Source organism: Veillonellaceae bacterium, assembly GCA_025992895.1.
In the GTDB taxonomy this organism is placed as follows: domain Bacteria; phylum Bacillota; class Negativicutes; order Veillonellales; family Dialisteraceae; genus Dialister.
In genome coordinates this window covers 1,705,260-1,716,506 of the sequence record DAJPGA010000001.1, presented here as the reverse complement: position 1 = coordinate 1,716,506, position 11,247 = coordinate 1,705,260, and the positions used below count along the sequence as shown (strand labels likewise).

Sequence of the window (11,247 nt, the reverse complement as noted above, 5' to 3'; positions counted from 1 at the left end):
ATGAATGAAAAACTTCAACAGGTGCAGGAAGAAGCGCTCGCTCTTTGTGCGCCTGTTTTTGATGAAATGAAAGAGATTTCCTTATACAATACACAGAAAGTTCTGGAAGCATTCAGGAACCACCACCTCTCTGCTTATCACTTCGCTCCATCCAATGGCTATGGCTATGGAGATCCGGGCCGTGAAGAACTCGAGGAAATCTGGAAAGATATATTCAAGGCAGAAAGCGCCCTGGTCCGTCCGCAGTTTGTTTCAGGCACTCATGCGCTTGCTACTGTTCTCCTTGCGCTCCTCGAACCGGGAGATACGATGGTATCTGCTGTAGGTGCTCCTTATGATACGATGCAGAGTGTCATCGGGATTTCCGGAAACGCACCGGGCAATCTTAAATCCAAGGGCGTTCATTATAAAGAAGTGCCTCTTAAGAACAACACTTACGATCTGGAAGCCATTGCAGATGCTGTTGATGAAAATACAAAACTTGTAGAAATCCAGCGTTCCAGAGGATACATGCTGAGAGATTCGCTTTTCCCTTCCGACATCAGGAAAATCATTGAAACAGTCAAAGCAAAGAATCCAAATGCGATTTGCTTTGTCGATAACTGCTATGGCGAATTTACATGCAAAGAAGAACCGATCGAGCTTGGCGCTGATATCACAGCAGGTTCATTGATTAAAAATGCAGGCGGCGGACTTGCACCGACAGGTGCTTATATCTGCGGAAGAGAAGATCTTGTCGAGCTTTGCTCCTATGTCTGGACAGCTCCCGGACTTGGCGCAGAAATGGGATCCTATGCTGCTTCTTACCGCCCGTTCTTCGAAGGCCTTTTCCTCGCTCCGCATATTACACGTCAGGCAATGATGAGCGCCGAATTCTGCGCTGCCGTATTCAAGGTACTCGGCTTTGACGTCGTTCCTGAACCGGGCCATTTGAGGACGGATCTTATCACAGCCATTACTTTGGGCTCTGAAGAAAATATGTGCAGCTTTGCCGAAGCCGTGCAGAACTGGTCGCCGGTTGATTCGGATGCTGTTCCTGTCCCGGGACCCATGCCCGGATATACGGATCCGATTATTATGGCAGCAGGCACTTTCGTTCAGGGCTCTACGATTGAAATGTCAGCTGACGGCCCTGTAAGACCCCCGTACATCATGTACTTCCAGGGCGGCCTTGTTTTTGAACACACCATGCTTGCCGTAATGGGCGCTGCAGAGAAGATCCTCGCTGCCAGAGGCGGTCTCGAAGATTAATAAATACAAATAAGCTATAAAGGACTGTGAATGGGAATGTCATTCACAGTTTTTTGCGTGGAGGATTTTCATCAAAGAAATTTATATTAACAATCTGAAATACTGGTGCTATAATATGACGTGTTCAAGGGGCTATAGCTCAGTTGGTCAGAGCGCTTCGCTCACATCGAAGAGGTCTCCGGTTCGAACCCAGATAGTCCCACCAGAAGTTCATCTCTGCTTAGCAGATTTCCATAAAAACTCAGGGAATTGGCTCCTGAGAAAATACAGCAAAAGGGCGGAATCCTTTTTGGGGAGAACTGTAAAATGATCTCTTTTTATCTGTCATTTTTCAGTTGCTTTTTACAAACGCATCATATATAATAATGACACGTTACTTGGGGTTATAGCTCAGCTGGTTAGAGCGCTTCGTTGACATCGAAGAGGTCTTTGGTTCGAATCCAAATAGTCCCACCAAAATAGAGCCCGCCATTTGGCGGGTTTTTCTGTATAAATTTTATGAATTTGGAGGCGTTGAAAGGCCATGGATGTCTTTGCCGTTCTGCTTGTAATAACAGCAGGCGCAATGTGGGCTGGATGTGGTCTGGCGGCACAGGATTTCTTTTCCAGGAGCAGCCTTAGTCCGATGGATCTGACCGTGTTCCGCATGTTTTGTGCGGGCGTGATCATGATGGCACTCACGATTGCCAAAGGCAATTTTGTGAAATCCATCCATATCCTGAAGGACCATCCATTTCTTTTAGCAAAGCTTTCCTTTTATGGGATCATCGGGCTGATGCTGATGCACTGGACATACTTTGCATCGATAGAAGCCGGGAATGCAGCGGCCGCAACCGTGATACAATATACCTGTCCTGCCATCGTGATCCTATGGACATCCTTCAGGAGGGGAAGGCTTCCTGGCACGGCAGAAGCCGCTTCCGTCATTCTTGCCATAGGAGGGGTTTTCCTCCTGGTGACGGGCGGGAATCTTGACAGGATCATGGTTCCTGCGGGCTGCATATGGCTGGGGCTTGCATCAGCCGTATTTTTTGCAGTATGCGCTGTGTATCCTAAAAACCTGATGGCTTTTCCCGATGGTTCTTTTGTTTTATCGATTGGTATGTTTTGTGGAGCTGCGGCTGCTTTTGCCGCAGACCCGGTTACCGATATAGGGGCATTTTTCCATAGGGATATCATCATGGATATCTTCTGGATCGTCATTTGCGGAACCGTAGTCGCCTTTACCTGCTATAATGCAGGGCTTCGCCGTCTTACTGAGACAGAGGCTTCCGTAACGGCTACCGTAGAGCCTGCTATATCGGTCATTGCTTCATATTTCCTGTTTAGTGAAATGTTCAATGTATTTCAGGCAGTTGGCATTATTCTTATTCTTGCTGCGATTGCAGCGCCTGGTTCTGAGCATATGTTAAAGAAAAAGTTAGGATTTCAGCATAAATGATGTGGTGTTGGAATGATTTTCTGAGGTGGGAAAAATGAAGCTCTTAGCTGGTTCGTCTTCGCCAATGGCAATTATGATGGTTGTTTCCGCGGGTGTCATGTGGGCAGGAAGCGGTCTTGGCGCACAGAATGTTTATGAAAAGAGTTCCATCAATGCAATGGAACTGACAGCTTTCAGAATGATCATGGCAGGAATCATCCTTTTAGGGATGACCGTTTGGGAAGGAAAATTCAAAAGCAGCATGAAAGCGATGAATGAGCATAAGCTTTTGTGGCTGGATGTCCTGATTTATGCAGTCGTAGGACTGATGCTCATGCATTATACGTACTTTGAAGCAATTGCCTACGGGGATGCGCCTACGGCAACAGTTATCCTTTACAGCTGTCCGGCCATGGTTGTCTGCTATCAGGCAATCAGGGAGCATCATCTGCCGTCAAAGACAAAGATGTTTACCACGTTTCTGGCCGTCTTCGGCACATTCCTTCTTGTGACCGGAGGAAATCCGGCGACACTGAATGTTTCGGTCATCCGTATATTGCTCTCACTCTTGAATGGAGTTATATATTCCTTTGCGTCCATTTACCCGAAGCATCTTTTTCTCAAGATCAACCGTACATTTATACTGGGTGTGGGAATGATTCTGGGCGGTCTTGTGTCCTGGGCGTTTGTCCCGGATATGAATTTGGCAGCTTTTTTCGAGCCTGATATAATCGTAGGTGTCATGTGGATTGTCCTCTTCGGGACAGTAGCCGCATTTCTTCTTTATAATACGGGATTGATGTACCTTTCGCCTGAGCAGGCCCTGATTACGGCAGCAGCTGAGCCTATCGCTTCTGTCCTGATGTCATGGGCATTCTTCCAGATGAGCTTTGATATGATACAGTCTCTGGGAATCATGATGGTTGTCATGGCAATCATTGCGCCTGCTTATACAGGAAAGCATTCGCCATTCCTCAGATTGAGGAAACAGGGGAATACCATATAAATACCGCACTTTCGCACAGGTGCATTTCTATAGATAAATTTTAAAGAATACAGTTTGACAGGAGACAGCATGGATACAAAACACATTAGGAATTTCTCGATTATCGCCCATATTGACCACGGGAAGTCTACGCTGGCAGACCGTTTGATCGAATTGACAGGGACTGTCCAGAAAAGAGATATGGAAGCCCAGATCCTTGATACCATGGAATTGGAGAGGGAAAGAGGCATCACAATCAAGGAACAGTCTGTCCGTTTGATGTACAAGTATGAGGACGGGGAAACCTATGAACTGAATCTGATTGATACCCCAGGGCATGTAGACTTTAACTATGAGGTATCAAGAAGCCTTTCAGCCTGCGAAGGAGCGATCCTCATTATCGATGCAACGCAGGGCGTGCAGGCGCAGACTCTTGCCAATGTATATCTGGCTCTTGATCATAATCTGGAAATTATTCCTGTCATCAATAAGGTAGATCTTCCCAGTGCAGACGTGGAACGCGTCAAGAAGGAAGTGGAAAATATCATCGGAATTGATATGTCTGATGCCATTCCGGTCAGTGCTAAAACAGGACAGAACGTGGAAGAAGTCCTCAAACGCATTGTAGAACAAGTGCCGCCTGAGGATCATTCCAAGGAACCTTTAAGATGTTTGATTTTCGATTCGATTTTTGATTCCTATAAAGGTGCCATCGCCTATGTGCGTGTCAAAGACGGCGAAATCCGTCCGGGCATGAATATCCGCATGATGGCTTCCGGAAAAATCTATACAGTGACTGAAGTAGGATATTTTTCGCCATTCCCAAAGGCTTGTGATGCGCTTTCCTGCGGTTCGGTAGGATATGTGGCAGCAAGCATCAAAAACGTGCAGGACTGCGAAGTCGGCGATACGATCACTACAGAAGAAAATGGCGCCAAGGAAAGCCTTCCAGGTTACCGCAAGGCGCTCCCTATGGTATTCTGCGGATTGTACCCGATCGAAAGCAAAGATTATGACAACTTGAAGGTAGCTTTGGAAAAGCTGCAGCTTAACGATGCGGCTCTGGAGTACGTTCCTGAAACGTCCCAGGCTTTGGGATTTGGTTTCCGCTGCGGTTTCCTCGGACTTCTTCATATGGACGTCGTAGAGGAAAGACTCGAACGTGAATACAATTTAAAACTGATTACGACAGCGCCTTCTGTTATTTACCATGTCCATAAGACAGACGGTACGATGATACCAGTCGACAACCCGGCTGAGCTTCCACCTATGACGAAAATTGATTTCATTGAAGAACCGATTGCTAAAGTGGAAATATTGGTACCGTCTGACATGATCGGCAATGTCATGGAACTGGTGCAGAACCGCCGCGGCGTATATCAGACCATGGAATATCTTGATGAAACAAGAGTCGATCTTCATTATAAAATTCCGCTTTCTGAAATCATTTTCGATTTCTTTGACAAGCTGAAATCGAGCACAAAGGGATATGCATCTCTTGATTATCAGCTTTGCGGATACGAAAAGACAGATGCAGTCAAGCTTGATATCCTCCTGAATGGTGAACTGATTGATGCACTTTCCATTATCGTACACCGCAGCAATGCCGCTTCAAGAGGCAGGACTCTGGCTCAGAAACTGAAGGAAATCATTCCGCGTCAGCAGTTTGAAGTGCCGATCCAGGCAGCGATTGGAAGCAAGATTGTAGCCAGGGAAACAATCAAGGCATACAAGAAGGATGTTCTTGCCAAGTGCTATGGCGGCGATGTCTCCCGTAAGAAGAAACTTCTGGAAAAGCAGAAGGAAGGCAAGAAGAGGATGAAGCAGGTCGGAAGTGTCGAAATTCCTCAGGAAGCTTTCATGGCGGTGCTCAAAGATGACTAAGCCGCTCGGGCTTTACCTGCACATTCCCTTTTGCAGGAGCCGGTGTGCCTATTGTGATTTCTACTCCATCAGCAGAACGCCGGATACAAGGTTCTCTGAAGCTTTGATCCGTGAAATTGAAATGAAAAGTGCAGACTTCAAGGACAGAGTCTGTGACACCATTTACTTTGGCGGCGGAACGCCTTCGACGCTGACCGCCAAGCAGCTTTCGGAAATTATGGAGGCTCTTTACAAGAACTTCCATATTTCCGATCATGCTGAAATTACGATGGAAATGAATCCTTGCGACATGACGGAGGAATACCTGGCAAATGCCCGCCGTCTGGGTATCAATAGGCTTTCTGTCGGTGTGCAGTCACATAATGATTACCTCTTGAAGGTCATAGACAGGAGGCATGATTCGAAGGCCGCAGAAGAAGCTGTAAAGCGCGCCTATCGTCTGGGTTTCCATAATATCAGTATCGATCTCATGTATGAACTTCCCGGGCAGACGCCGCTTGACTTTGAGAAAAGTTTGAAATGGGCTGTCCATCTCCCGATCAATCATCTGTCTGTCTACAGTCTGATCATTGAAAACGGAACAAAGTTCGGTCAGATGGCTGAAAGAGGAATCCTCAAAAGACCAACGGAAGAGGAAAGCTGGGACATGTATCAGATGATGTGCCGCATACTTCCTCACTACGGCCTTGAAAGATATGAGATTTCCAGTTTTGCAAGAAAAGGATACAGATCAAGGCATAATCTGAAGTATTGGGATTTATCCGATTATCTGGGGCTGGGACCTGCAGCATGTTCAAGAATCGGGCACGTAAGAAAAGAAAATAATCCGGGTGTCAGGTTATATGAGAAAGAAGTGTTGTCGGGTAATCTTCCGCCGGAAGAAGTGGAAAATCTTTCAGCAAAAGATGAAATGGAAGAATACTGCTTCCTCCATCTTCGTACAAGAGAGGGAATCCCGCTTCAGGATTTTGAGGAAAGATATGGATTTCCGGTTGAACACTGGTTCGGCAGGGAAATTGCCATGTTGAAAGAGAGGAAGCTCCTGAAGGAATCTTTGGGACATCTTTTTATGACGTATCACGGCGCTGCTTTGGGAAATTTCGTATTTGAACAGTTCATTATCGATGAATAGATCTTTACTCTATAATAATTTTATTCGTATCTTTCTTTTTTTCAGTATTTGCTTTATGATAGGAAGAAATAAATTTGACGTATTTTTATGCGCACTTTGATTGGTGTAAAAATACAATAAGGAAGCACTGGGGCTTCATAGATACAGCAATGGGTTACATCCAATCTGTGGTTCCAGGTGCTTTTTTATTTGGAGGAGGTATTCCATATGTCAGTTTCCTACATAGAAATCAATCGCAGTGCCCTTCGCCATAATTTGAAGGTCATCCGCAGTCATCTGCCGGCTCATGTGGACTGCACGGCAGTCATTAAAGCGGATGCTTATGGTCATGGTGCGTCAGAAACGATGCGCATTGCTCTGGAAGAAGGTTACAGCTCTGCGGCTGTTGCCAGAGTGGAAGAGGGCGTAGCGCTTAGGAAGGACGGATTTACCTGTCCTGTTTTCACATTAGGACTTCCTCTTCCAGAAGAAGCAGAAACAGCGGTCAAATATGATTTAATTGTTCCTGTGGATGATACAGTGGAACTGGAACCTTTCGAAGAAGCGGCAGAGCGCCAGGGAAAAATGCTTGAGGTATGGCTTCCGATTGATACGGGGATGAACCGGATAGGCACGCATCCTGAAGATGTAGAGGGTTTCCTTGAAAAATTGAAAAAATATCCTCATATCCATATCCATGGCACTTTTACGCACATGGCAAAAGCGGATATCCATGATAAAACTACAGCAAGAAAGCAGCTGGAAAAATTTGAGGAAGCTCTTTCCCATATGCCGCAAAGACTGGAGAAGGGATTTATCATTTCAGCCGCCAACAGCGCAGGCGTCCTCGACATGCCTGAGAGCTGGTATAATTTGGCAAGGCCCGGAATCATTCTTTACGGGCCGCATCCCTCCGACGAAATGGACAATATGTGGGATCTGGAGTATCCGATGCGCCTCATCAGTCATATTACCCATGTGCAGGTTCTCCGCAAAGGAGAAGCAATCGGTTACGGCGGGACATATGTAGCGGAAGAAGATATGAGAACCGCAACGATACCGATCGGATATGCGGATGGATTCCACAGGGCTCTTTCCAATAAGGGAAGTGTCCTGGTCAACGGAAAGAGGCACCGCATCATTGGACGCATATGCATGGATCAGATGATGATTGCAGCCGGTGATGATGTCCAGGTGAGGGATGAAGTCGTCCTCCTTGGCCGTCAGGGAGATGAAGTGATCTATCCGGAAGAAATTGCTGCCATAGCCAATACCATACCTCATGAAGTCATGTGCGGGCTGAAGCGGGTTCCAAGAATCTATGTAGATGAATAAATAATGGATGCAGGGCACCCGGGCTGTTCCTTTTCAGGCAGTAAGATCTATGGTATAATTAATCTCGTTAAGCGCCTATAGCTCAGGGGATAGAGCACCGGTCTCCGGAACCGGGTGCGAGGGTTCGAATCCCTCTAGGCGCTCCATTGATGACAACCGATTTGATCGGATTTATATAAGAGAAAATTCACTCCTCTATGGAGTGTTTTTCTTTACATTTGATTCATTGTCTTGAAAGGAGACAGTCATGGGAAGTGAGAAGGATGCAAGAGAATTGATCGATGAGAATCTGACTGATGAAGAAATGCAGGATCTCATGGCTTCATACAAGAAGGAACTGGCACATGTTTACAAGATGGCAAGTGCCAAGAAAGCGGCCCTTGTCAGAAGAAATCTGCCGTATATCAAAGCAGAACTTGAAAAATGCGACCAGGAAATGAGAGAAGATATAGAGGCTTTGAAACACAAGTATGGCATTCATTATTAACCGGTAAAATTTGTAAAAAAATTTGCCCGGGGGACTAGAAATATGAAGAGTGTCATGCTATAATAACTTACGTCTTCCGAACAGTACGTTTGATCAAATCCGAAATAAAAAAAGATTTGACAAAAACAAATCGGAATGATATAATACTATTCGTTGAACGGATCATTAGCTCAGTTGGTAGAGCACCTGACTCTTAATCAGGGTGTCCGGGGTTCGAACCCCTGATGATCCACCAGAATCTATTCCCGAAGCATAAAAATGCTTCGGGTTTTATTTTGCCTGAAAAAGCGGGACAAGTATTCGAATGCTTCCGCCAGTGCATCGGGGGGCGGCACTACAATCAGTGCAGAAGCAAAATTATACAGAAAAAGCAGCAAATGAACCGCACTTCTATGAATTTCATCATAAAATCAGGAGAAGCCTATCGTAAATCGTTATATTCTTTCGGCATATTATATTCCATTGATAGATTTTATGATAAAATAAAGTATAAAGTTATCTGTGTGGAGGCGTATTATGAACTATAGAAGCACCAGAAGTAATGAGACTGTAACAGCCGAAGAAGCGCTGCTGAAAGGGCTTGCTGCTGATGGCGGATTGTATGTGCCTGAACAGCTGCCCGATCCATTTTTAGATGCTGATGTTTTAAAAGCTATGTCTTACGAAGAACTGGCAGCTTTTGTACTTCATCATTTTCTGACGGATATTACACTGAAGGATTTATCCAAGCTGACGCATGATGCATATACCGGAACCTTTGATACGTCTGAAATTGTCCCGGTAAAAACATTATCCGAATCCTTTTCCATGGCCGAAATGTTTCATGGGAGGACCTGCGCATTCAAAGATCTGGCGCTTTCACTTTTCCCGCATCTCCTCGTGTATGCAAAGAAGAAGCTGGGGGATGGGAAGGAAACGCTCATCCTGACCGCTACTTCAGGCGATACCGGGAAAGCAGCTTTGGAAGGGTTTAAGGACGTTCCAGGCGTGCATATCATGGTATTCTATCCTTCTCACGGAGTCAGCCCGCTGCAAAAGGATCAGATGCAGAAGCAGCTTGGTGAAAATGTCAAAGTTCTGGGGATTGAAGGGAACTTTGATGATGCCCAGTCTGCTTTGAAAAATATTTTTGTGAGTGACCTGCGCGATGAAGCTCTTGAAAAGGGTGTGTTGTTCTCCAGCGCTAATTCCATTAATATCGGCCGCCTGCTTCCACAGGTTGTATATTATGTATGGATTTGGCTGGGCCTTCTTAGAAGCGGATCCATTGGTTCCAGAGAGTCATTCAATGTGGTTGTTCCTACCGGCAACTTTGGCAATATTCTGGCGGCATGGATTGCAAAGAAAATCGGCACGCCTATCGGACAGATGATTTGTGCATCTAATGAAAATAAGGTACTGGCAGATTTCTTTGAAACCGGAGAATACAATATCAACAGGGAATTCCATCTGACGGAATCTCCTTCTATGGATATCCTGATTTCCTCTAATTTTGAGAGATTCCTGTACTACATGACGGGATCGTCTGATGAAGTTTTGAAAGATATGACAGAACTCAGGGAAAATGGCGTATACCGTGTTCCTGAAGAAGAGCGTAAAAAGGTATCAGGCGAAATGATTGGCGGCTGGGCAGATTCTGATGCCATGAAAAAAGCCATTTCCGATGTATATGAAAAGTATGATTACCTGATGGATCCGCATACGGCTGTTGCATATGCTGTTTATGACAATCTCCGCCGCAGCGGCAAGGTCACAAGACATACGCACACCGTCATTATCAGTACGGCGCATCCTTATAAATTCCCTGGTGCTGTTTCTGAGGCACTTGGCATTGCGGCAGAGGAAAATCCTTATGATACACTGCGGGCCATCAAGAAATATACCGGGATTCCGATTCCTTCACAGCTGGGAGAATTGGAAAACAGGAAGAAACGCTTTACGGATGTGATCAATCCGGAAAATATCAAAGAATCCATTCAGGAAGTTGTTGATGAAATTGTAAAATGAATCCGAGGTCTCTAGTCGATGAGAAGAAGAAACTGGTATGAAAAAGGGGAACGCAGATTCAGGCTGATCCTTTTGGGAATCCTGATCCTGATGCTGGCGGCAATCCATTTTATCGACCCCTCGTTCTATCCGACAATCTATCATCTGTCAAAAGACGGCGATCTTCACGGTACAATTCATTATCTCAAGGGATTCGGCATCTATGCAGCATTTGTCAGTTTCTTCATTGATGTCATCATAAATATCGTAGGATTTCTTCCCTCGATATTCATTTCCACAGCAAACGGCCTCATATTCGGCTTGTTCTGGGGCGTTATTATTTCATGGCTGGCTGAAACAGTCGGAGTCATTCTTTCTTTCTATGTCATGCGTACGCTGTTCCGCGGAATGGCGATGAATCTGATTAACAAGAGCAAGACGCTGTCAAGGCTGGATTCCTATGAAAGCTGGCAGGCAATTGCGGCGGCCAGAGCAATCCCGTATATGCCAAACGGCCTGATTACAGCCATAGCCGCATTGTCCAGTATGAAGTTCAAGGATTACGCCTTTGGCTGTCTTTTGGGCAAGCTTCCTTCGACAGCGCTTGAAGTTGTCCTGGGGCACGATGTCGTTAACCTGGAAGAACATTCCATGCGGCTTACGATCATCATTATCCTTGTTACGGTGATTTACGGCTTCATCTGGTGGAAGACGAAGAAGCAGAGAAAAAGCGGACAGAACGAAAATAACCAATAAAAAATGATTGTTCTCATGACGGGAGCAATCAT

The 11,247-nt window shown here is 45.6% G+C and carries 9 protein-coding genes, 4 tRNA genes and 1 pseudogene; all 14 read left to right on the top strand.

Translation table 11 applies throughout. From position 1 onward, the window contains the following. The 14 genes and pseudogenes from OIM03_07450 (at nucleotide 1) to OIM03_07385 (ending at nucleotide 11,215) form a co-directional block, all read left to right on the top strand. Nucleotides 1-1,251, top strand: coding sequence for a methionine gamma-lyase family protein (locus OIM03_07450; GenBank protein ID HJI74108.1), 1,251 nt, complete (start codon nucleotides 1-3; stop codon nucleotides 1,249-1,251). 128 nt (nucleotides 1,252-1,379) lie between these two features. Then, nucleotides 1,380-1,456: transfer RNA gene (locus OIM03_07445), tRNA-Val, on the top strand. Nucleotides 1,457-1,630: 174 nt separating this feature from the next. Then, nucleotides 1,631-1,707: transfer RNA gene (locus OIM03_07440), tRNA-Val, on the top strand. A 109-nt stretch (nucleotides 1,708-1,816) separates the two neighbouring features. Then, nucleotides 1,817-2,152 (top strand): annotated as a pseudogene (locus OIM03_07435) (DMT family transporter). A gap of 54 nt (nucleotides 2,153-2,206) precedes the next feature. Continuing rightward, nucleotides 2,207-2,692, top strand: a complete 486-nt coding sequence (locus OIM03_07430) for a DMT family transporter (GenBank protein HJI74107.1) — start codon at nucleotides 2,207-2,209, stop codon at nucleotides 2,690-2,692. Between the two features lie 64 nt (nucleotides 2,693-2,756). Continuing rightward, entirely contained in the window at nucleotides 2,757-3,677 is a 921-nt protein-coding gene (locus tag OIM03_07425; GenBank protein ID HJI74106.1) for a DMT family transporter, read from the top strand. Between the two features lie 69 nt (nucleotides 3,678-3,746). Continuing rightward, nucleotides 3,747-5,540: a translation elongation factor 4 gene (lepA, locus tag OIM03_07420; GenBank protein ID HJI74105.1), complete on the top strand. Its 1,794-nt coding sequence runs from the start codon at nucleotides 3,747-3,749 to the stop codon at nucleotides 5,538-5,540. Then, the gene (hemW, locus tag OIM03_07415; GenBank protein ID HJI74104.1) at nucleotides 5,533-6,672 is read left to right on the top strand and encodes a radical SAM family heme chaperone HemW; all 1,140 of its coding nucleotides are present in this window, start codon (nucleotides 5,533-5,535) and stop codon (nucleotides 6,670-6,672) included. Before lepA ends, hemW begins: the two co-directional genes overlap by 8 nt. A gap of 207 nt (nucleotides 6,673-6,879) precedes the next feature. Continuing rightward, nucleotides 6,880-7,986 (top strand): alanine racemase, encoded by a 1,107-nt coding sequence (alr, locus tag OIM03_07410; protein ID HJI74103.1) that lies wholly within the window; start codon nucleotides 6,880-6,882, stop codon nucleotides 7,984-7,986. 71 nt (nucleotides 7,987-8,057) lie between these two features. Continuing rightward, nucleotides 8,058-8,132 (top strand) — tRNA-Arg (locus OIM03_07405). Between the two features lie 101 nt (nucleotides 8,133-8,233). Next, nucleotides 8,234-8,473 (top strand): hypothetical protein, encoded by a 240-nt coding sequence (locus OIM03_07400; GenBank protein HJI74102.1) that lies wholly within the window; start codon nucleotides 8,234-8,236, stop codon nucleotides 8,471-8,473. A 159-nt stretch (nucleotides 8,474-8,632) separates the two neighbouring features. Then, nucleotides 8,633-8,708 (top strand) — tRNA-Lys (locus OIM03_07395). 281 nt (nucleotides 8,709-8,989) lie between these two features. After that, nucleotides 8,990-10,480 carry a threonine synthase gene (gene thrC, locus OIM03_07390; protein HJI74101.1) on the top strand — a complete coding sequence of 497 codons (1,491 nt, stop codon included), beginning with the start codon at nucleotides 8,990-8,992 and terminating at the stop codon, nucleotides 10,478-10,480. A gap of 18 nt (nucleotides 10,481-10,498) precedes the next feature. Next, complete coding sequence (locus tag OIM03_07385; GenBank protein HJI74100.1) at nucleotides 10,499-11,215, top strand: TVP38/TMEM64 family protein; 717 nt, start codon at nucleotides 10,499-10,501, stop codon at nucleotides 11,213-11,215. Nucleotides 11,216-11,247 lie beyond the last annotated feature (32 nt).

What these genes read in the sequence shown, in the direction of transcription:
- OIM03_07450 (HJI74108.1), top strand. Translation starts at nt 1, where the DNA reads ATGAATGAAAAACTTCAACAGGTGCAGGAAGAAGCGCTCGCTCTTTGT.
- OIM03_07425 (HJI74106.1), top strand. Translation starts at nt 2,757, where the DNA reads ATGGCAATTATGATGGTTGTTTCCGCGGGTGTCATGTGGGCAGGAAGC.
- lepA (HJI74105.1), top strand. Translation starts at nt 3,747, where the DNA reads ATGGATACAAAACACATTAGGAATTTCTCGATTATCGCCCATATTGAC.
- hemW (HJI74104.1), top strand. Translation starts at nt 5,533, where the DNA reads ATGACTAAGCCGCTCGGGCTTTACCTGCACATTCCCTTTTGCAGGAGC.
- alr (HJI74103.1), top strand. Translation starts at nt 6,880, where the DNA reads ATGTCAGTTTCCTACATAGAAATCAATCGCAGTGCCCTTCGCCATAAT.
- OIM03_07400 (HJI74102.1), top strand. Translation starts at nt 8,234, where the DNA reads ATGGGAAGTGAGAAGGATGCAAGAGAATTGATCGATGAGAATCTGACT.
- thrC (HJI74101.1), top strand. Translation starts at nt 8,990, where the DNA reads ATGAACTATAGAAGCACCAGAAGTAATGAGACTGTAACAGCCGAAGAA.
- OIM03_07385 (HJI74100.1), top strand. Translation starts at nt 10,499, where the DNA reads ATGAGAAGAAGAAACTGGTATGAAAAAGGGGAACGCAGATTCAGGCTG.